The sequence below is a fragment of the Mycobacterium gordonae genome (assembly GCF_017086405.1).
In the GTDB taxonomy this organism is placed as follows: Bacteria; Actinomycetota; Actinomycetes; order Mycobacteriales; family Mycobacteriaceae; genus Mycobacterium; species Mycobacterium gordonae_D.
Window position 1 is genome coordinate 3079119 of the sequence record NZ_CP070973.1, and the last position, 21996, is coordinate 3101114.

A 21996-nucleotide genomic window follows, 5' to 3' on the forward strand; every position below is an offset into this window, starting at 1 on the left:
GCGATCCACGAAATCAACTGGTTTTGATGCCGATGAAGGTTCCGCGCAGATTCGCCGCGTAGGAACCGCCAAGCAACGACTCCGCGATGCTCGGCTCGAGGTTGGCGTACTCCTCCATCACCAGGTCGAATCCGACATCCTTCATCGCTTGAAGAAGGTACTCCCGCTGAATCCAGAAAGACCGGCGGTTATCCCAGGACGCCCATTTCGCGGTTTCCCGCTTGCCGAACGAGCGGTCGTCGGAAAACTCGGTGAACCACCGTCCCGGCAGTCCCTCGTGTTCGGTAGGCGCCGAGAGCATGAACTTCACCGGCTCGGGCCTTCGCAACAGCCGGTCGGTGAACTGTCGTGCAGTGGTGGGCAATCGCAGCAGTCTGTCGCTGCGGTTGATCAGTGAAAAGTGCGTTTGGAGGATCAGTAGCTTGTTGGTAACCCTCGACAGGGTTTCCAGGTACTGCCTCGGATTCTCGAGGTGGTAGTACAAGCCGCAGCAGAAGACCGCATCGAAGACCCCGTGGTCGGCGATATTCAGCGCATTGTCCTGCACGAACTGCAGATTCGGCAGGTCGGTCTTCGATTTGATGTAGTTGCACGCCGCGATGTTCAACTCGCGCACTTCCACGCCGAGGGCCTGAAAACCCAAGCGTGCGAATTCGGTTGCGTATCCGCCCTCGAGACAACCGATATCGGCCAGGCGTAGCTGACTCTTGTCTCCGGGGAAAACCGTCTCCAGGATCCCGCGCGACGATTTGAACCACGAATACTGGTCGACCGACTGTGTGGCCCCGGGGATCGTGTAAGTCCCGTCGTCCAGGCGCACGTTGTGTGCGGTGAACTGCACCGCTGCGTCCGATCTTCCTGCCACCATCTGTTGCTCAGATCCTTCCGTCGTCGTCTCGGGCACAGTCAGCGATCAGCGGGACCAGGCTGCATGCCGCAAACGGGATGGCCAAACGTCCACGAGCCCCTTCCGGCTGGGTGTAGCCGCGGCTAACTTGCGCCACTGAATCTTAAGCCGCCTCGCCGGAGTCGCCCATCGGTGCTGCAATGCCAGCATGGCAAACCTAGGGTGCGCCGCGATGGTGTTCTGCAGAGCGGCTGCACCGTCTGGGCCTGGGATGTCCGCGATGTGACGCAGGATCCAGTCGGCCATAAACGCGATCAGCTCTTCGCGGACCGGGTCACCTTTGAACACGTCGAGCATGGCGTCGAACGTCGCCGCATGACCCGGTCCTTGGGTTAGCCAGAATTTCGCCGGATCCATCACCTGGTTGTGCCACATGCCCTGAGCGTGGCGGCGATAGACGGACATGGTGTCGGGCAGCATCGCGATCTCGCCGCGGGCTGCGTGCCGGACGTGCAGGTGCCAGTCCAGCGGCATGACGTCGGCGGGTATGTCGTCGTATTGCGGCAGGCGGCGGTACATTACGGAGTTGGTCTGGATGAAGTTCATCAGGATGAGCCCGTCGACACTGAGGTTGCCCCGCACGTGCACCGGAGGAAATTTCGAGTCTTTGGCGTAGCCGTCCTCCCAGACCACCCGCACCGGATGAAAGCACACCGCCGTCTCGGGATGCTGATCCAGGAATGCCACCTGCTTGCTCAGCTTCAGCGGGTCAATCCAATAGTCGTCACCTTCACACAGGGCGATGTACTGGCCGCGAGAAGCCGACAGAGCTCCGACCAGATTCCGGTTCAGACCTAGGTTTTCGGGCCTGAAGATCGGCCGGAACAGATTCGGGTGCTTGCTGGTGTACTCCCGGATTATCGCGGGCGTGCTGTCGGTCGAGGCGTCGTCGGCGACGACGATTTCCAGCGGGAAATCGGTCTGCTGGGCGACGAAGCTGTCGAAAGCCTGCCGGACGTAGGCCTCTTGGTTGTGGGTCGTGGTCACGATGCTGACTTTGGGCAGGCCGGCGGTCGGTTCGGTCACCGCGAGCCTCCTTCAGTTGCTGCGCACGAAATGGCAGGCGGGCACCGCCACACGGTCTCGCGGAGTATAGCCAGCACCGAGCGGAGTCGGGCCGTGACCGAACACTTGTGCGCAGGAAGCGAAGTCCGTGGCCAATTGGCGCAAGCGGCTCGCCCGGGTGTTCGACGCGGGCCTGCCCACCGGGCTCAATCTCGCATTGTTCTTGCAGTTCAGGCACCATTTATTAGCAATTCCTCAGTTATCCCACGGGAAACGTTTGGTTTTAGTAACGTCCTCGGTGATGTGGCAAATGGTGCTGTACATGGGCTTCGGGATGGCGTTGGACCCCGCGCGGTTGGGCCTTGCCCTGGTGATGCTGTCCCGCAAGCGGCCGATGGCCAACCTGTTTGCCTTCTGGCTGGGCGGGATCGTGGCAGCCGGCGCGGTGGCACTGGCAGTGCTGCTTTTCATTCGTGAATTCGCAGTGGTCGTGATCCAAAGCGCAGGAGCGATGGCTCAGGACTTCCGAGAAGCCACCGTGGTCTTGTCGGGCGGCCGCCTGCAGGTCACCGTCGGGGTGATCATTCTGTTGCTGGCGGTGCGCTCGGTGGCCCGTTCGCGTGCGCAAGCGGGGATACCGGTACCGGTCGGTGGCGGCGGCGGCCTGCCGACCATGGTGCTCGACCAGCGCCCGCCCGGGTTGATGGCCCGCACGTCGAACCGCATGCAGGAGATGCTGAACTGCGATGTCGTCTGGCCGGCGTTCCTCGTCGGAATCGCTACGTCGGTGCCGCCCCTGGAAAGCCTGATCGCGCTGACCTTCATCATGGCCTCCGGCAGCGGTATCGGTACCCAGTTCGGTGCCTTCTTCGTGTTCGTCCTGCTGGTGCTCGCGGTCATCGAAATTCCGCTGATCGCACATCTGACGGTGCCGCAGAAGACCGAGCAGCTGATGCTGCGGGTCCAGAACTGGGTCCGCACCTACCGCCGCCAGATGACCCTGACCATCCTCTTCGGCGTGGGATGCATCTTCCTGGCCCAGGGTGTGGCGGCTCTCTGAGCTGTCCCAGGTGCTTAGCGCCGAATCGGTGTACTCCGACGAACATGGCAAGGCAGCGGCTGGTCCGCGGGTGTCGGTCTGTATCCCGATGTACAACAACAGCACCACCATCGAACGCGCGCTGCGCAGCATTCTGGATCAGGACGGCGTCGACTTCGAGATCGTCGTCGTCGACGACGACTCCACGGACGATGGTGCCGCCATTGCTGCGGCGGCGCTGCGGCCCGGGGACCGGCTGATTCGCAACGCGCCCCGGTTGGGACTCAACGGAAACCACAACAAATGCCTGGAAGTCGCACGTGGCGACCTGATCCAGTTCGTGCACGGTGACGACTGGTTGCTGCCCGGTGCTCTCAAGACTCTCGTCGCATGCTTCGACGAACCGGGCGTGGGCATGGCGTTCGCGCCCCGGCAGGTGGAGACCGACGACCGTGAATGGGCGCAGCGGTACGGCAGTGTTCACACCCACTTTCGCCGCCTCGACGAGTGCAACCGGGGTTCGTCGTTGGTCGCTCAGATGGTGGCGCGCGGGGCCAAGGACAACTGGATCGGCGAACCGACTTGCGTGATGTTCCGCAGGCAGCTGGCTGCTGATGCCGGCGGGTTCCGCACCGATATCTTCCAGTTGGTCGACGTGGACTTCTGGATGCGCCTCATGCTGCGGTCGACGGTGCGGTTTGTTCCGCAGGAGCTCTCGGTGCGCAATCACACCACCGCGACGGCGACGACCCGAGTCATGGCGACCCGGCGTAACCTGCTCGACCGGCAACGCGTACTGACCTGGATGATGGTCGACCCGTTCTCGCCCAAGCGAATCCGCGCCGCCGCGGCCATGTGGTGGATCCCGGCATGGCTCGCGCTGCTGATCGAGGTCGCTATCCTGGGGCCGCAGCGGCGCCGGCACGTCAAAACCCTAGCCATGGCACCCTTCCGGGAGTTCCGCCGCGCGCGCCAGCTGCGTGACGCCATGCGCGGCGGCTAGTTAGCCGTCGATCTCGGCGGTCAGTCCGAATTCGGCGAACGCCTGGGAAACCAGCTCGCGCAACGCTTCCGGTGAGTTCTGCCGGCCGGGACGGTAGGCGACCACGCTGATGAAGACCTTGCCGGGGGTGCGTCCGGACGCCACGAAAAGCTGGCCGCCCATGCCGTCCAGTGCGCGCTTGCTGATTCCGGGTTCGATCAGTCGTCCGTAGGCATAGTCGGCATCGGCGCCGTCCGGTCGGACCACCGCCGGATCCAGTGGACCCAGATTGGAACATCCGACCGGAAGGGCGGACGTGCCCAGACCGACCCCCACCAGCCGTCGGGCCGCCCACATCGGCGTCAGTGCGGCCAGGGGGAGCGGCGCCAACAACTCGTAGGCGTGCTCCGCTCGCTCGGTGAGCACCTGCTTGAGCTTGCCGCGAATCTCCGCCAGATCCGATGCCGCACGGGCGGGGTCGACGGTGATATTGGCAAACGTCATCGCATTTGCGCGGGTGTCACCCGCCACACGTTGTCCCACCGGAAACGCCAGGGCGACTGTCCCGTCGCCGGCGTGGCGGCCCATCCGCGCGCCCAGCGTGGCAGCGAATCCTGCGAACAGGGAATTACTTGTGCCGCCCAGCCTTGCCGCACACGCGTCCCATTGCGCCAGGTCGACGTAGGCGACCAGGGTGGGTACCACGACGGGACGGTCGTCGCGCGCCGTCCGCGGCGCCGGCGGAGCACCCGCGATCGACGAGGCGAATTCCCTTCGGCCTTGCCGCGCCAGCCGCAGTCCGGCGGCCAGCGCTCTGGCCAGTTCCGGCACCGAGGCCAGTGTGAGCCGCGCGTCCTCGAGAACAGCCCGCCGTCGGGTGCGCGATCCGGGCACGGGATAGCCCAGGTCTCGAGTCCGACCCTCGACCGCGTCGGCGATCACCTCGACCACGCCGAGTCCGTCCACCAGCGTGTGCGAGGTCACCAGGCTGATCGCCGCCCCACCGTCTTGCACCGGCACCACACCCAGATGCCAGCCGGGTCCGAATTCCGGGTCGATGGGCAGGCAAGCGCGCTCGTAGGCCCACGCGTTCACCTCGCGCCGGGGCAGCGGCGTCGGCGCTATCTCGATGTCCGCGGGCCCACGGGACAGCACCCAGCGATCGCGTGCGAAAGGCAAGGGAGAACGTTCAATTCGACGGCCCAGCAGGCCGTGGCCGAGATTGCGGTGAAACCGGCGCAGGGCATCGATATCGACTGGGCGGTTGTACAACCAGACGACCTGCGCCAGTGTCCCGTAACCGAGCGCCCGCACACCAAGGAACGACACCTGATCCATGTGCGCGAGCCGGTTGTCCACGATATGGCGATTATCCACGTCGGTTGCTCGCCAAGTTCGGAATCCCGTTTCCCGGAGACGGGTCCTCGGCAAAGGTAGTCTGATGTCCGTGGTTGAATCCTCACTTCCCAATGTCGTGCGCGAGCGTGCAAGTCTGCAGCCCAACGACATTGCCCTCACCTATATCGACTACGACCATTCCTGGGAAGGCGTTGAGCTGACCCTGACGTGGTCACAGCTGTACGTGCGAATGCTCAATCTTGCCGCCCTGATCAGAGAACATGCGACGACCGGCGACCGGGCCCTGATCCTGGCGCCGCAAAGCCTGGACTACGTCGTGAGTTTTCTCGCCTCGCTGCACGCCGGCGTCATCGCGGTGCCGCTTTCGGTTCCGATGGGTGGTGCCCATGACGAGCGCACGGCGTCGGTGCTGGCTGACACGGCGCCGGCCGTGGTCTTCACGGCGTCGTCGATCGTCGACAACGTCGCGGAGTACGTGCAGGCGCAGCCCAGTGACATCAAGACCGAGATCATCGAGCTGGACAAGTTGCAGCTGGACGGTCGGCCCGGCGCGGCCGGCCGGGCCAGGTACGAGCAGCCGGAAACGATCTATCTGCAGTACACCTCCGGCTCCACCCGAACCCCGGCCGGCGTCATGGTGTCCAACGACAACCTGTTCGCCAATTTCGAACAGATCATGACCGCCTACTACGGCGTGTACGGCAAGCTCGCTCCGCCCGGATCAACGGTGGTGTCGTGGCTGCCGTTCTACCACGACATGGGTTTCTTTCTCGGCCTGATCATGCCGATCTTGACGGGCATGCCGGCGAAGCTGACCAGCCCCATCGGATTCCTGCAGCGGCCGGCCCGGTGGATGCAGCTGCTCGCCAACAACACCATGGCGTTCTCCGCGGCGCCGAATTTCGCGTTCGACCTGGCATCCCGCAAGACCAAAGACGAGGACATTGAAGGCCTCGATCTCAGCGGCATCCATTCCATCCTCAACGGCAGCGAGCGCGTTCAACCCGTCACCTTGAAGCGGTTCACCGAGCGATTCGAGCCCTTCGGACTCGACCCCAAAGTGATCCGTCCGTCCTACGGCATGGCGGAAACCACGGTCTACATCGCGACACGCGAGGCTGGGGAGCCGCCTAAGATCGTCAACTTCGATGCGACAAAGTTGCCGGACGGCCACGCCGAACGCACCGACGGCCCAAGCGAAAGCAGCGCACCCCTGGTCAGCTACGGCTTGGTGGACACGCAGGAACTGCGCATCGTCGACCCCGACACCGGGATCGAGTGCCCGGAGGGCACGGTCGGTGAGATCTGGGTGCACGGCGGCAATGTCGCTGCCGGCTATTGGCAGAACCCCGAGACCACGGCAGCCACCTTCGGCGCATCGATCGTCAACCCCACCACCGGCACGCCGGAGGGTCCGTGGTTGCGGACGGGAGACTCCGGGTTCTATTCCGAGGGTGAATTGTTCATTCTCGGTCGCATCAAAGACTTGCTGATCGTGTACGGGCGCAATCACTCGCCGGACGACATCGAGGCGACTATTCAGACGGTCAGCCCGGGCCGGTGCGTGGCGATCGCGGTTCCCCAGGACGGTGTCGAGAAACTCGTCGCCATCATCGAACTCAAGCAAAAGGATGAAACGGCGGAGGAGGCGGCCGAGCGGTTCAGCTCGGTGAAACGCGAAGTGACCTCGGCGATTTCGAAGGCGCACGGTCTGAGTGTGTCCGATATCGTGCTGGCGGCGCAGGGTTCGATTCCGATCACGACCAGCGGCAAACCCCGCCGCGCGCAATGCGGGGAACTCTACCGGCGGGGCGAGTTCGTCCGGTTGGACGCATAGCCCTTAAGGGGCAACATTTATCGGCGGCGCCGAGCGGGAGCACCGCCGACGCCCGCTGCCGCCGCCAAGAGGAAATTGCTCTGCAGCCCGTTGAGCACAACCCGCTGTTGTGCCGCAGGCGCAATCAGGTGATGACCGGGGTGTCCGGTTTCGGCTTGACCACATCGAGCCGGCCATCGCCGTTCGACTCTCGTTGCAGCTCTTGATATCCCGGCATATCGGCGAGACCGAACAACGGCAACGAGTGGGTCAGCACCTGGTCGACCTGTTGCTTGCCCAGACGCATCTCCTTCGCCTTGCGCTTGCGCTTGGATTGCGACGCGCACTTCGACAGGTCGTAGTCGGGCACCGTACTCAGGCCGAACAGCGGTAGCGAATGTGCCGGCAGCAGATCGATGGTGCTGCCTACCGGCCTGGGTTTCGGCGGGCGGACGACTCTGGGCTTGGGTGGCGGGGCCGGTGCTTTGCCGGTCACAAACCGCTTGGTGCGGCTGAGCCATACGTCGGCCTTCTGCTCCCACTTGCTCTTCTTGCGATTCTGCGTCTGGCCCATCTTCGACGGCCACCAGTTCTTCTGGCCGATCATCGCGGCCAGCGCGGGAACGGTGATGGTCCGCACCAAAAACGTGTCGATGACGATGCCGATGCCGATGGTGAAGCCGGCCTGAGCCATGGTGGTGATGCTGGCGGCCAGCAGGCCGAACATCGACGCGGCGAAGATCAACCCCGCGGAGGTGATGACCCCACCCGTGGAACCCACGGTACGGATCACGCCGACCCGCACCCCGTGCGGCGACTCATCCCGGATTCGGGAGATGAGCAGCATGTTGTAGTCGGCGCCGACCGCGACCAACAGGATGAACGACAGGCCGGGCAGGCTCCAGTGCAGGTCCTGACCCAAGATCAATTGAAAGACGATGACGCCCAGGCCCAGCGCCGACAGGTACGAAACCAACACCGACGCAATGAGATACAGCGGTGCAACTACGGCCCGCAGCAACGCGACCAAAATCAGGAACACGATGATGATGGTCGCGATGATGATGAAACGGATGTCGCCGTTGTAGTAGTCGCGGGTGTCGGCCATCACGGTCGGCATGCCGATCAGCGCGATCTTGGCGTCTGAAAGCTCGGTGTTCGGCAGCGCGGAGTTGGCTGTCTGCACGATCTTTCTGATCTGATTCATGCCCTCCACGGTGAACCCGTTGAGACCGCTCTGCACCAGGTACTGCGCCGCATGTCCATCGGGCGACAGGAATGCCTGGGCGCCTTGCTTGAAGTCGTCGCGAGTCAGGATCTGCGGCGGAATGTTGAAGCCGGCCATGTTGGGGCGCTCGGCGTCGCGCCGCATGCCCAACAGGAAGTCCGAGGCCTCATTGAGTCCGCCACCCATCTTCTTGACCTGGTCGACCAGTGCTTGGACGCCGTCCGCCACGGCGCCACTGCCGTCTGCCAGGGCTCCAGCGCCTTGCTGCAGCTGCGACAGCGTGTTGGGCAGCCCCTTCACCATCTTCATGGTGTCGACGATCTGCTTCAGCTGGTCGTCGAGCTTGCCTACGGTCTGCGCCAGCGTCTGGTACTGGTCGGTCTGCTGCAACGTGACCGCAAACGCCTGGATCGAGCGGAGCAGGCCGTTGTTTCCGGACTCGACGATAGCCGCCAGCTGTCCGCGCGATCGCACACAAGCGGGATCCGCGTTGCAGGACGGGCTTTCGTTGAGGGCCGTCACCATGGGGGCGGCCCATACCGCAGTGGTCTGGGCATCGCTGACGGTGCCGCTCAAATTGTTGCCGAGTGCCCGCATGCGGCTGACAGCACCGGACGCCTGGTCGAGCTGCTGGATGGTCTTGTCGCCACCCATCAGCTGCAGCATGTTCTGCAGCATGCTGACCAGCCCCGCCGAGCTGGCGACGGCTTCGTTGACCTGGCTTCGGATCTGGGCCAGCGCGTCGGCCAGTTGCCGGGAGCCGCCGACCAGGTGATCCAGTTCTCCGCCATGTTCGGCGATGGCAGAGGACGCCTCGTTGAGCTTGCTGCCGACCTCACCGGCCTGGAACGACACCTTGGTCTCTTTCAACGGCTCGCCGTTGGGCCGGGTCAGGCCACGCACCATCACGATGTCCGGCAGGTCGGCGATCCGACGGGACATCATCTCCAGGTCTGCCAGGGCGGCGGGCGTTCGCAGATCGTTCTTCGACTGCACGAACAGCACCATCGGGCTCATCGAGTTCATCGGGAAATGGCGATTCAGCGCGTTGAAACCCCGGACGCTGTCCATGTCCTGCGGGACGGTCTTGAGGTCGTCGTAGTTGAACCTGATCAGGCTGGTGCTGCCGGCCAGCGCCAGCAGGATCACCAGGCTGCCGACGAGGTGGATCACCGGCCGCCGCACGATGCGCGATCCGGAAATGCGCCAGAACCGGGTGGTCAGGTCGCGGCGTGGTTTTATCCAGCCCCGCCGGCCGACGATCACCAGGATGGCCGGCAAGAAGGTGGTGGCGGCGATGAGTGTCACGACGATCGAGATGGAGATTGCCGGGCCGACGGCCGAGAACACCTCCAGCTTGGTGAAGATCATGGCGAGGAAGGTGACGGCGACGGTGGCAGCCGACGCGGCGATGACCTTTCCGATGGACATCAACGCCTTCTTGACCGCGACATCCGAGGTTTCGCCTTGTCGCACGAAGTCGTGATATCGGCTGATCAGGAAGACGGCATAGTCTGTCCCGGCGCCGATCATGACGGCGCTCATGAACACGATGCTCTGCATGTTCACCACGAAGCCCAGCTCGGCGAGCGCGGACAGGAGCCCCTGGGCGCCGACGATCGACACACCGATGGTGGCCAGCGGCACCAACATGGTGACCAGATTGCGGTAGACGATGATCAGGATGACCAGGACGCTGATGATCGTGCCGACCTCGATGATCTGGACGTCTTCTTCGCCGATCTTCTGCACGTCGGCGACGGTGGCGACCGGCCCGCTCATGTAGGCGTTGAGAGTGGTTCCCGCGACCGTGTTCTTGGCGATCGCGGTGATGTTGCGCAGCGCCACCTGGCTCTCGGGAGCGGTGGCGTCACCCGGAAGTTGGATCGGAAGGTTCCACGCCTTCTTGTCCTTGCTTTCGAAGATCTCCCGCGCCTTGGGCGTGCCCAGAAAGTCCTGCACCTGCATCTTGTCCGCCGTATCGGCACGCAGGTTGTCGATCAGCTTGTGGTAGGTCTCCTCGTCGGCGGCGCTCAAGCCCTTTTCGTCGGTCAGGATCACCAGCAGTAGGGAGCCGCCTTTGCCGCCGACGCTGGAGCCACCGCTGAAGGCCTTGGCCATCTCGTGCTGGGCGATCATGGTCGGCGCGTTGTCCGGAAGTTGCTTCGGCTCGTGCTTGGCGGCTTGAACCTGCAGGGGCGGAAAGCTTAGGACAAGAACCACCACCACCGCGATCCAGGATCCGATCACCAGCCACGGTTGCTTGACGACGAAGTCGCCAACACGATCGAAGATCCCCCCGACCTTGGCTTCGTCGTGCGATTTCACCTGGCGCGCCACGTAATCACCGTACAGGGAGGAGCTCAGGTCAGGTGGGGGAACGAGAGATATCGAAGTTTCCGCGATTTCGCGGTCGGAGCAGCGGCCAAGAGTTCGCCGACCACCAAAAATGCCTGCTCAATGCCATGAATTCGGACGCAATGCCAGTCCGTTGTGACCCGAAACACACTGGAATCGAGGGCCGTCGGAGGTAGCTCCGTCGGCGGAAAGTTGGACGCACGTGCTTATCTGACGGTCATCCAGGTTGACGCTTTCGGCACGCCGCCCGAACAAGTCATGCGACACTCTCCCGGTGGCTCTCAGATACCGCCTGCAATCCAACCCCATCGTCGCGAAGCTCACCACCAAGTACTTCCTGCCGCTTGGCACCCGCCAGGTAGGCAATGACGTGGTCTTCTTCAACTTCGGCTACGAAGAGGACCCGCCACTGGGTCTGCCGTTGTCAGCTGCCGACGAACAGAACCGGTACGGCATCCAGCTCTACCACCAGACGGCGAGCCAGATCGATCTCACCGGCAAGAAGGTGCTGGAAGTCAGTTGTGGCGCGGGCGGCGGAGCGTCCTACATCGTGCGCACTCTCGGGCCGGCGTCGTACACCGGATTGGACCTGAACCCGGCCAGCATCGAGTTGTGTCAGAAACGGCACCAGTTGCCCGGGCTGGACTTTGTCCAGGGCGACGCGATGAACCTGCCGTTCCCCGACGCATCGTTCGACGTGGTGCTCAACGTCGAGGCCTCGCACCAGTATCCCGATTTCCCCAAGTTCCTCGACGAGGTGGTACGGGTGCTTCGTCCGGGCGGCGACTTCCTGTACACCGATTCGCGCCGCATTCCGCATATCGCCGGATGGGAAGCCGTCTTGGCTGCGGCCCCACTGCGCAAGGTTGCCGAGCGCGACATCGAAGCGGAGGCCAAGCGCGGGCTGGCCGCGATTACCCGCCGCACCCAGGAGCAGGTCGGCAACCGGGCCCCGGCCATCGTGGGCGCAGTGACCCGCTACGCCGCCAACCTGATGGATCGCGACCTGCGCAAGGACGGCGGATTCACCTACCGGATCTACCGCTTCGTGAAGGACTGACGGTCAGGCAGGGATGCTTCGAGGGACGCATCGACGATGAAGGCCGTCGTGGCCAGCTACGGCACCCGCGGTGATATCGAGCCGTGCGCCGCGGTGGGGCTCGAACTGCAGCGCCGGGGCCATGAGGTGCTGCTTGCGGTCCCGCCGAACCTGATCGACTTCGTCGAGTCAGCCGGACTTGCGGCGGTCGCCTACGGGCGCCGTGACTCACAACAGGAGTTGGACGAGCAGTTCCTGCACAACGGATGGCGGTTCCAGAACCCGGTCAAGCTGGCGCGCGAAGCCATGGCGCCCGTCACCCGGGGCTGGGCGGAGCTGGGCACCACGCTGGCCCCGGTTGCCGCGGACGCTGACATTCTGCTGACCGGCCAGATTTATCAAGAGGTCGTCGCCAATGTCGCTGAGCGCTACCACATTCCGCTGGCGGCGTTGCATTTCTTCCCGATGCGGCCCAACGGGCAGGTCGCTTTTCCGGCGCGCTTTCCGGCCCCGGTGGTGCGTGCCACCATGAAGACACTCGACCAGCTCTACTGGCGCATGACCAAGGGGGTCGAGAACGCGCAGCGTCGCGACCTCGGCTTGCCGGCGGCGTCGAGCCCGGCGCCACACCGGATGGCCGAGCGGGGCTCGCTGGAGATCCAGGCTTACGACGAACTCTGCTTCCCCGGGCTGGCGGCGGAATGGGACGACCGGCGCCCGTTCGTCGGCGCTCTAACCCTGGAGCGGGCCACCGAGGTGGACGACGAAGTCGCGTCGTGGATCGCGGCCGGCACGCCGCCCATCTACTTCGGATTCGGCAGCATGCCGGTCGGCTCGCTCGCCGATCGCCTGGCCATGATCGGCGCGGCCTGCGCGCGGCTGGGGGAGCGCGCGTTGATCTGCTCGGGGCCACGCGACCAGGCCGCGGGAGTGCGGGTGCCGGACTACGTGAAGGTCGTGAGTGCGGTCAGCCACGCCGCGGTTTTTCCCACCTGCCGCGCCGTCGTCCATCACGGCGGCGCCGGTACGACGGCCGCAGGGTTGCGCGCCGGAGTTCCGACCCTGGTGCTGTGGGTGACCTCTGATCAACCGATCTGGTCGGCACAGATCAAGCAGCTGAAAGTTGGCTGGGGCCGCCGTTTCTCGAGCAGCACCGCGGAGTCGCTGGCGGCAGACCTGCGCACTGTTCTCGCACCCGATGTCGTCGACCGGGCCCGCGACCTCGCGACCCGGATGACCAAGCCCGCCGCCAGTGTCGTCGCCGTCGCGGACCTGCTGGAAGATGCCTTCCGGCGCAATCGTTAGGCTCTCCGAACGGGCCTCGGGGGAGGGGCTCTCGGTGTAGGCTTCGCCTGTGTCCCTACTGATTACGGTGCCGGTATTCGGTCAGCACGAGTACACGCATGCACTCGTAGCCGACTTGGAGCGGGAGGGCGCCGACTACCTGATCGTCGACAACCGCGGTGACTATCCCAAGATCGGCAATGAACGGGTCAACACCCCCGGAGAGAACCTGGGCTGGGCCGGCGGCAGCGAACTGGGTTTCCGAATTGCGTTCTGCGAGGGCTACTCCCACGCGATGACGCTGAACAACGACACCCGCATCTCCAAGGGATTCGTCGACGCGCTGCTCGACCCGCGGCTGCCCGCCGACGTGGGAATCGTGGGACCGATGTTCGATCTGGGATTTCCCTACTCGGTCGCCGATGAGAAGCCCGACGCCGAAAATTACACTCCCCGACCGCTGTATCGCGTGGTGCCGGCGGTCGAGGGCACTGCCCTGGTGATGTCTCGGCAGTGCTGGGACGCCGTCGGTGGAATGGATTTGACCACGTTCGGCCGGTACGGGTGGGGGCTCGACCTGGACTTGGCGCTGCGGGCCCGCAAGGCCGGGTTCGGTTTGTACACCACTGAAATGGCGTACATCAACCACTTCGGGCGTAAGACGGCCAACACTCATTTCGGCGGCCGGCGCTACCAGTACGGTGCGAGTGCTTCGATGATCCGCGGGTTGAGCCGTACCCATGGGTGGCCCGCCGCGATGGGCATCCTGCGCGAGATGGGTGCCGCGCACCGGCGCAAGTGGTACAAGTCTTTTCCGCTGAACTGCACCACCAGTTGCTAGGCGCTGACGCGCACCGCCTTTTCCAGCAGATCGGCGGCTGTGGCCACGGCGTCGGCCGGATTGCTCATCTGCGTTGACATCTCGCGGGCGCGGGCGGCATAGTCCGGCGCCAGAATCGTCCGGACCCCACGCAGCAGCGACTTGCGGGTGACGTGCGCGAATCGTTTCGCCGCACCGACCTTCACGCGTTGCACCGCGGCCGCCCAGATCGGTTGATCGGCGACGTCCCACAGGATCAGTGTGGGCATCCCGGCGCGCAGGCCCGCGGCGGTGGTGCCGGCTCCGCCGTGATGGACGACGGCCCGGCACTGCGGCAGCACCGCCGAGTAGTCCACCAGGCCAACAAGTTTCACATGCTCCGATGAAGCGGCGGGAGCGGGGCCGTTACTGGGGGAGTAGATCAGGGCGCGTTCGCCCAACTCGGCGCACACATCGGAGATCATCTCGATGGTCTCGGCCGGTGATTGCACCGGCGTGCTGCCGAAACCGAAGTAGATCGGTGCGGTGCCTGCGGCGATCCATTGCTGGACTTCGGGATTGGGCTCGGTGTGCAGCCGCATCGACAACGCCCCGACGAAGGGGCGCTGCACTTTCCACTCCTGCTCGATCCCGGGAAACAGCGCCGGGTCGTAGGCCTGGATCTCGGGTGCGGCGCGACTGACGATCCGCTGCAGGGCCGGGGTCGAGGTGGGGGGCAGGCCCAACACGCGGCGCTGAATGCGGTCGGCGTCACTGGTCGTATACGAATAGAGCCGCCAGGAGGCCCTGGCGACGGTGCGAACCACGGTGCTGGGCAGCGGTACCGACGGGATGCCGACCTGCCCGTTGACGTGCATCGGGAAGTGATGCAACGCCGCCATCGGGATGTCATGGAACTCAGCGACATTGGCGACCACGCCGTGATAAGTCTGGCCCGTCATCAGCAGGTCGGCGCCTTCGGCCAGCTCTTTGAGCGTCGCGCCCATCTCAGCCCAGCCCTCGACGAACAGTTCCTTGCCCGCCTGCGCCAGGTTGAGCGGATTCTGCGCCTTGGTGAGATTTCGCACGAATGCCGCGACCTGGTTGATCTGGATCCCGGAGTCGGGCCCGTAGGCCACGCCGCTCAGGCCCGCAGCTTCGACGAACCCGATCAGGTTGGGCGGCACCGCCATTCGGACCTCGTGGCCACGCCGTTGCAGCTCCATACCGACGGCGGCGCAGGGCTCGACGTCCCCGCGGGTTCCGTGGACTGCCAGTACGAATTTCACGCCGACGCGACCGCTTCGCCCGCCAGCTCTTCGTACAGCAGGTCGGCCAGGCTTCGCACCGTGGTGTTGATGTTGGTGGCGGTGATGCGGATGCCCGTCTCGGACTCGATGCGGGTACGCAGCTCCTGGCTGCTCAGCGAATCAAGGCCGTACTCGGTCAGCATCTTGTCGACATCGATGGTCCGGCGCAGGATCAGCCCGATCTGCTCGGAAACCATGCGCCGCAACCGCGCCGGCCACTCCTCCTGCGGCAGCTTGTCCAGTTCGCTGAGGAACTTGCTGTTTCCGCCGTGCTTCACGGTGGCCTTGAACGCCTCCGCGAAGGGACTGTGCTGGGCGAACGCGTTCAGCCACGGCGATCCGATGATGGGGGCGTAGCCGGTGTAGGCACGGTTGTGCCGCAGCAACGCCTCGAACGCATAGGCGCCCTCCTCGGGTGCGATGGCGTCACCGGCCGCCTCGGCGAACGAGGTGGCGCGGCCGATCTCGCCCCACGGTCCCCAGGCGATCGAGGTGGCCGGCAGGCCCTGCGCGCGGCGCCAGTGGGTGAAGGCGTCCAGCCAACTGTTGGCCGCCGCATACGCACCCTGCCCGGGCGAACCCACTAAGGCGGCCGCCGAGGAGAACGAGCAGAACCAGTCCAGCGGCTGTTGCGCTTCGATCTCTTGCAGGGCCTCGTGCAGATTCCACGCGCCGTGCACCTTGGGCGCCCAGTCGCGGCGGATGAGCTCCTCGGTGATGTTGGGCAACGTGGCGTCTTCGACCACGGCGGCCGCATGCAGCACCCCGCGCAGCGGCAGACCCGTCGCGGTGGCGGTGGCCACCAGCCTCTCCGCGGTGCCGGCCTCGGCGATGTCGCCGCACTCCACCACCACGTCGGACCCGATCGAGCGGACCAATTCGATTGTCTCCAAGGCCTTCTGGTTCGGTTGGGAGCGCGAGGTGAGCACGATGCGACCAGCGCCTGCGCTGGCCATCTTCTCGGCCAGGAAGAGGCCGAGACCGCCGAGGCCGCCGGTGATGATGTAGGAACCGTCGCCGCGGAAGACCGGCGCCTGCTCGGGCGGCATCACCACGCTGCTGCGCCCGACGTGCGGGACATCGAGCACCAACTTTCCGCTGTGCTCGGCCGCACCCATCACCCGGATCGCGGTGGCCGCGTCGGCCATCGGATAGTGGGTGACCTCGGGCGTCGGCAGCGTGCCGTCGGCGATCTGCCGATAGACGTTGCTCAACAGCTGCTGGACCTGCGCCGGGTGGCTTTCGGCCATCAGGGCCAGGTCGACACCGTAGAACGCCAGGTTCTGCCGGAACGGGAACAATTCCAGCCGGGTGTTGGAGTAGATGTCACGCTTGCCGATCTCGATGAAACGTCCGCCGAGCGCCAGCAGCTTGATCCCGGCCTGCTGAGCGGCGCCGGTCAGCGAGTTCAGCACGATGTCCACCCCGTATCCGTCGGTGTCGCGGCGGATCTGCTCGGCGAAGTCGGTGCTGCGAGAGTCGTAGACATGCTCGATTCCCATGGCGTGCAGCTTCTCCCGGCGCTCGGGGCTACCGGCCGTGGCGAAGATCTGGGCCCCGGCCCCGCGCGCGATGGCGATGGCGGCCTGACCCACACCACCCGTCGCCGAATGGATCAGCACCTTGTCGCCGGACCGGATCCGGGCCAGATCCGCCAATCCGTACCAGGCGGTGGCGTAGGCGGTGGTCGCCGCGGCAGCCTGGGCGTCGGTGAGACCGTTCGGAACCTTGGCGGCCAGGCGGGCGTCGCAGGTGACGAAGGTGGCCCAGCAACCGTTGGTGGACAGGCCGGCCACGTGGTCGCCGACCTGGTGGTCGGTCACGTCGGATCCGACGGCGGTCACCACGCCGCCGAAATCGAGGCCCAAGTCGGGTAGCTGCCCGTCGAAGGTCTGGTAGCGGCCGAAGGTGGCCAGCACGTCGGCGAAGTTGACGCTGGACGCGTTGACCGCGACCTCGATCTCGCCCGGGCCGGGCGCAACCCGGTCGAACGCGGCGAACTCCAGGGTCTCCAGGTCGCCGGGAGTGCGGATCTGCAGGCGCATACCGGCATCGGCATGGTCGACGACGGTGGACCGGCGCTCCTCGGGCTGCAGGGGAGTGGGCAGCATCCGGGCGGTGTACCACTGGTCGTTGCGCCACGCGGTCTCGTCCTCGGGCGTGGCCAGCAACAATTGGCGCGCCACCTGGTCGGCGCCGTGGTCACCCAGGTCGTTTGGCAGATCGATGTAGCTGACCTGCAACTGCGGGTTCTCCGAGCTGATCACCCGCAGCAGGCCACGTAGGCCGCCCTGCTCGAGGTTGGGCTGGTCCTCGGGCAACACGGTCTGCGCGTTGCGCGTCAACGCGTACAGCCGTGGCGGCGAGCCCAGCAGCTCCGGCAATTCACGGGCGATGCGCACGACATGTTCGACATACTGACCGCCACGATCGCCGGCTTCGTTGACTGGGTTCTGCTGCGGCGCGGTGAGCAATACCACCCCGTGGAACGCGCCCTCCTCCAGCTGGGTGCGCAGCTGCGCGGCATGCGCGGCGTGATCGCCGGCGAACGGCCAGAACAGCGTGGTGGCCTGGGCGTCGTGCACCTTCAGCGCGTCCGTCAGGGCCGTGGCCGCCAGGTCGGCGGCGTCCGAGGTGGTGACCAGCAGCCAGTTGCCGGGTTCGGTGACGGTGGTGTCGGGCAGCTCGCGCGGTTGCCATTCGACGGTCAGCAACCGCTCACCCAGGACGCGGTCGCGTTCGCTATCCGGTGAGGCGCCCGTGCCCAGTTGCAGCCCGCGGACCGTCATAAGAACAGTGCCGTTCTCGTCGACGATATCCAGGTCCGCCTCCACGCCGCCGGCGCCACAGGCGGTTACCGTCGCGTAGCAGTAGCGTGCGTGCCGTGCCGAACCGAAGGCGCGCAGCCGACGGATGCTCAGTGGCAGCAGCAGGCCGCCGTTGAGCGCGCTGCCCACGCTGGGATGGGCGGCGACAGCCTGGAAGCAGGCATCCAGCAGGGCCGGGTGGACCAGGCCGTAGGTGCCCTGCTGCGGGCGCAACGGGCCCGGCAGCGAGACCTCCGCCAGCACGGTGTTGCCGGCGTTCTCGGCGATGTGCGCGCCGCCGAGACCAGCGAAGGCCGGTCCCAGCCGGTGCCCACGCTTGTCCATCCACTTGCGGATGTCGTCGCCGTCCACCGGGCGCGGGTGGTTCGCCAGCAGCTCGCTCAGGTCGAGCGCGGGCGGCTGGTCGGCCGGGTCTGCCGCATGCAGGACCGCGGTGGCCTGCCGTTCGTAGCGTCCTTCACGGTTGCTTTCCACGGTGAAGTCGACGACGTCGGGTCCCTGGAAGGTCGCGGTGATGCCGACCGGTGTCTGCTTGTCCAGCGGCAGCGACTGTTCGAAGCGCAGGTCGCGGACCTCGGCAGCATCGCCCAGGACGGAGCGCGCCGCCACCAGCGCCATCTCGCAGTAGGCGGCGCCGGGCAGCACGTCGGCGTTGCGGATCTGGTGATCCGACAGCCAGGGCAGCGCCTCGGTGCCGACCTCGCCCTGCCAGACGTGGCGTTCAGGCTCCTCCGGCAACCGCACATGTACGCCCATCAGGGGATGCGCGGGCACCAGCGCGCTGCGGCGCGCCACCGAATCCAGACCGCTGGTGGCCAGCAACAGCTGCCGCTGACTCCAGGTGGGCAGCGGGGCATCCAGCAGCCGTCCGTCCGGATAGAGCAGAGCCCAGTCGAGGGCGGCGCCCGCGGCATACAAATCGCCCAGCAGCCCGCGTAGGCCGTGCGGCAGTGGCTGCTCGCGGCGCATGCTCGCCAGGGCGGCGGCCGACTTGTCCAGGCTGCGCGCGGTCTGGTCGACTGCGTTCGTCAGCAACGGGTGTGGGGACAGCTCGGTGAACACCCGGAAGTCGTCCTCGAGCGCGGCTTGCACCGCCGCGGCGAAGCGCACGGTGTGGCGCAGGTTGTCCGCCCAGTAGCCGGCGTCGCAGTACGGCTCCTCGCGCGGGTCGAAGGAGGTCGCCGAGTAGTAGGGCACCTCCGGCTCCAGCGGCTCGATGTCTGCCAGCACCTCGTAGAGTTCGTCGAGGATCGGGTCGACCTGGGGGGAGTGCGAGGCCACGTCGACGGCCACTTCGCGGGCCATCACGCCGCGCTCTTCCCAGGCGGCGACCAGGTCACGCACGGACTGGGTGTCGCCTCCGATCACCGTGGATTGCGGAGAGGCGACCACCGCCACCACGACGTCACTGACGCCGCGCGCCACCAGCTGGGTGATCACTTCCTCAGCGGGCAGTTCCACCGATGCCATGGCGCCGGAGCCCGAAATGCGGGTCATCAGCTTGGAGCGCCGGCAGATCACCTTGACGCCGTCCTCCAGCGACAGGGCGCCCGCGACGACGGAGGCCGCGGACTCACCCAGGGAGTGGCCGATGACCGCACCGGGATTGGCGCCGTAGGACTTCATCGCCGCGGCGAGCGCCACCTGCATGGCGAACAACGTGGGTTGGACGCGGTCGATGCCGGTCACCTTCTCCGGCGCGGTCATCGCCTCGGTGACCGAGAACCCCGACTCCGCGGCGATCAGCGGCTCAATCTCGGCGACCTTGGCCGCGAACACCGGCTCGGTGGCCAACAGGTCTCTGCCCATCTCGGCCCACTGCGACCCCTGCCCGGAGAACACCCAGATCGGGCCCTTGTCGTCCTGGCCGGTGGCCGGCGGGTAGGGCACCTCGCCCTTGGCGACCTCGCGCAACGCCTCGATCAGCTGTGTCCGGCTGTCGGCGATGACGGCGGTGCGCACCGAGCGTGGGGAACGTCGGCGAGCCAGCGTGTAGGCCAGGTCGGAGATCTCCAGGTCCTGCTGGGCCGCAACCCAGTCGGCGAGGCGGGTAGCCGTCTGGTGCAGGCCGTTCTCCGAGCTTGCCGAGATCGGGAAGATCAAAGCGCCCTGCAGGGGGGTGGCACCGTCCGGTTCGACGGTCTTGACGGGGGCGTGTGCCGGTGCTTGCTCGATGACGGCGTGCACATTGGTGCCCGAGAAGCCGTAGGACGACACCGCTGCCCGCCGCGGCGTTGCCTCATCGCCACCGGGCCACAGTGTATTGTCTTGTGGCACAAAAAGATTGGTCTCGATTTCGGCGAACTTCTCCGGCAGCTGGGTGAAATGCAGGTTCTGTGGGATCACCCCGTGCTGCACGGCCAGCACGGCCTTCATCATGCCTAGCGCGCCGGCGGCCGACTGGGTGTGCCCGAAGTTGGTCTTCACCGACGCCAGGGCGCACGGCCGGGTGGTGCCGTAGACCTCCGCCAGGCTGGCGTACTCGATGGGGTCGCCGATCGGCGTGCCGGTGCCATGTGCCTCGACCATGCCGACGGTAGTGGGGTCGACGTCGCCGGCGGCCAGGGCCGCCCGGTAGGCGGCGACCTGCGCGGGCAGCGATGGCGTGACGATGTTGACGGTGCGGCCGTCCTGGTTGGCGGCTGTCCCGCGGATCACCGCCAGGACCCGGTCGCCGTCGCGCTGCGCGTCGGCGAGGCGCTTGAGCATCAGCATGACGGCACCTTCGCCGGACACGAAGCCGTCGGCCTTGACGTCGAACGCGTGGCAGTGTCCGGTGGCCGACAGCATCCCGATGGCAGAACCTGACGCGGCCTTGCGGGGCTCGAGCGTCACCGAGGCGCCGCCGGCCAGCGCGATGTCGCTCTCGCCGTCGTGCAGGCTCTGGCAGGCGAGGTGGATGGCCGACAGCCCCGACGAGCACGCGGTGTCGACCGTCATGGCCGGACCGCTCAGGCCCATGGCATAGGAGATGCGACCAGACCCCATTGCGAAGCTGTTGCCCATGTAGCCGTACGGGCCGCTCAGGGTGTCGGCATCGGCGTGCATGAACAGGTAGTCGTCGTGCATCAGACCCACGAACACACCGGTCTGGACTGCGGTCAGCGCCTCCTTGGTGAGGCCGGCGTGCTCCATGGCCTCCCAGGACGTCTGCAGCAACAAGCGGTGCTGAGGATCCATCTCGGTGGCTTCGCGCTCGGTGATGCCGAAGAACTCAGGGTCGAACTCGGCCACGTCGTCCAGGAAGGCGCCCCACTTGCACACCGTCCGGCCGGGCACACCCGGCTCCGGGTCGTAGAACTCCTCGACGTCCCAACGGTGCGAGGGAACCTCGGTGACGAAGTCGTCGCCGCGTAGCAACGCCTCCCACAACCGTTCCGGGGAGTCGATGCCTCCTGGCAGCCTGCACGCCATGCCGATGACGGCAACCGGAGTGACACCCGTCCTGTCCACGTCGTTCACCTCTCCATACCCCGCGTCCTACCGGGCCTCGGCCCGGCTTTTCCCGGCGATCAGCTCGAATCTCGATTCGCTTTGAGGGGTGCCGCTGCGCTGCGCGAGCGAGGCAACCCGGTCGATCAAGCCCTGCCCCCGCGCCGAAGCCATCCTCACATTCGTGAGGTGATCAGCAGCGTATCCGGTTTGCTCGGTGGATGTGGAAAAATCGTGCAGACGTACAAGAATTGTGCGTATCTTCACCTCCGCGGCGGATGGCTGCGGTGCCGGGCCACCGAGGCGGGAGCGTTCCCCGCGGCGGCTCGCTCCGCGCAGCGCGCCGCGGCAGGCAGTGTGGTGTAACAACGCCGGGTGTTCGGTAATAAGTGCTGGTGAGCGTGTTGTGAGGCGGACCCAGCGGCGGTAGCTCGGGTTGGCGCTCGGGCTTCATGTGGGACCTGCCCCCGGTGCTGAGACGGTGGTCGAGGCGGGCGTCGAGGCATGGGCGCGGCGGCGGTGAACCCGGCGACCGCACTTCTGTTCGTAAGGAGGAAGGCGGAAAAGGGAGGCGCGGGAAACGTAGCTACCGGTCGGTTGCACGGCCCTT

12 protein-coding genes are annotated in these 21996 nt (G+C 65.9%); 6 read left to right on the forward strand and 6 right to left on the reverse strand.

Features of this window, described 5'->3' with window-relative positions:
- Positions 1-13: 13 nt before the first annotated feature.
- Complete coding sequence (locus tag JX552_RS13245; RefSeq protein WP_205877823.1) at positions 14-868, reverse strand: class I SAM-dependent methyltransferase; 855 nt, start codon at positions 866-868, stop codon at positions 14-16.
- Between the two features lie 45 nt (positions 869-913).
- Positions 914-1933, reverse strand: a complete 1020-nt coding sequence (locus JX552_RS13250) for a glycosyltransferase (protein WP_488663604.1) — start codon at positions 1931-1933, stop codon at positions 914-916.
- Between the two features lie 280 nt (positions 1934-2213).
- On the opposite strand from JX552_RS13250, the gene JX552_RS13255 reads away from it, so the two are divergent.
- Together JX552_RS13255 and JX552_RS13260 are read left to right on the forward strand one after the other, a co-directional pair.
- On the forward strand, positions 2214-2972 hold the full coding sequence (locus tag JX552_RS13255) for a GAP family protein (RefSeq protein WP_205877824.1): 759 nt from the start codon (positions 2214-2216) through the stop codon (positions 2970-2972).
- Between the two features lie 28 nt (positions 2973-3000).
- A complete protein-coding gene (locus JX552_RS13260) occupies positions 3001-3954 on the forward strand; it encodes a glycosyltransferase family 2 protein (RefSeq protein ID WP_277396094.1) in 954 nt (317 codons plus the stop codon).
- Here the strand turns inward: JX552_RS13260 and JX552_RS13265 are convergent, their stop codons facing one another.
- Positions 3955-5310: a hypothetical protein gene (locus tag JX552_RS13265; RefSeq protein ID WP_241011028.1), complete on the reverse strand. Its 1356-nt coding sequence runs from the start codon at positions 5308-5310 to the stop codon at positions 3955-3957.
- 64 nt (positions 5311-5374) lie between these two features.
- Between JX552_RS13265 and JX552_RS13270 the strand changes: the two genes are divergently transcribed.
- Complete coding sequence (locus tag JX552_RS13270; protein ID WP_205877825.1) at positions 5375-7129, forward strand: AMP-binding protein; 1755 nt, start codon at positions 5375-5377, stop codon at positions 7127-7129.
- 124 nt (positions 7130-7253) lie between these two features.
- On the opposite strand, the gene JX552_RS13275 is transcribed toward JX552_RS13270, so the two are convergent.
- On the reverse strand, positions 7254-10664 hold the full coding sequence (locus JX552_RS13275; RefSeq protein ID WP_205878419.1) for an MMPL/RND family transporter: 3411 nt from the start codon (positions 10662-10664) through the stop codon (positions 7254-7256).
- A gap of 256 nt (positions 10665-10920) precedes the next feature.
- On the opposite strand from JX552_RS13275, the gene JX552_RS13280 reads away from it, so the two are divergent.
- Genes JX552_RS13280 through JX552_RS13290 form a run of 3 tightly spaced genes read left to right on the forward strand, consistent with a single transcriptional unit; the run spans position 10921 to position 13858 of the window.
- A complete protein-coding gene (locus JX552_RS13280) occupies positions 10921-11754 on the forward strand; it encodes a phthiotriol/phenolphthiotriol dimycocerosates methyltransferase (protein WP_241011029.1) in 834 nt (277 codons plus the stop codon).
- 36 nt (positions 11755-11790) lie between these two features.
- Positions 11791-13038 (forward strand): glycosyltransferase, encoded by a 1248-nt coding sequence (locus JX552_RS13285; protein ID WP_205877827.1) that lies wholly within the window; start codon positions 11791-11793, stop codon positions 13036-13038.
- A 49-nt stretch (positions 13039-13087) separates the two neighbouring features.
- A complete protein-coding gene (locus JX552_RS13290) occupies positions 13088-13858 on the forward strand; it encodes a glycosyltransferase family protein (protein ID WP_205877828.1) in 771 nt (256 codons plus the stop codon).
- Here JX552_RS13290 and JX552_RS13295 read toward each other — a convergent pair.
- Positions 13855-15105 carry a glycosyltransferase gene (locus JX552_RS13295; RefSeq protein WP_205877829.1) on the reverse strand — a complete coding sequence of 417 codons (1251 nt, stop codon included), beginning with the start codon at positions 15103-15105 and terminating at the stop codon, positions 13855-13857. The two genes, JX552_RS13290 and JX552_RS13295, sit on opposite strands and share 4 nt — an antisense overlap.
- Positions 15102-21416: a sulfolipid-1 biosynthesis phthioceranic/hydroxyphthioceranic acid synthase gene (pks2, locus tag JX552_RS13300; RefSeq protein ID WP_277396070.1), complete on the reverse strand. Its 6315-nt coding sequence runs from the start codon at positions 21414-21416 to the stop codon at positions 15102-15104. Before pks2 ends, JX552_RS13295 begins: the two co-directional genes overlap by 4 nt.
- Between the last annotated feature and the right edge of the window lie 580 nt (positions 21417-21996).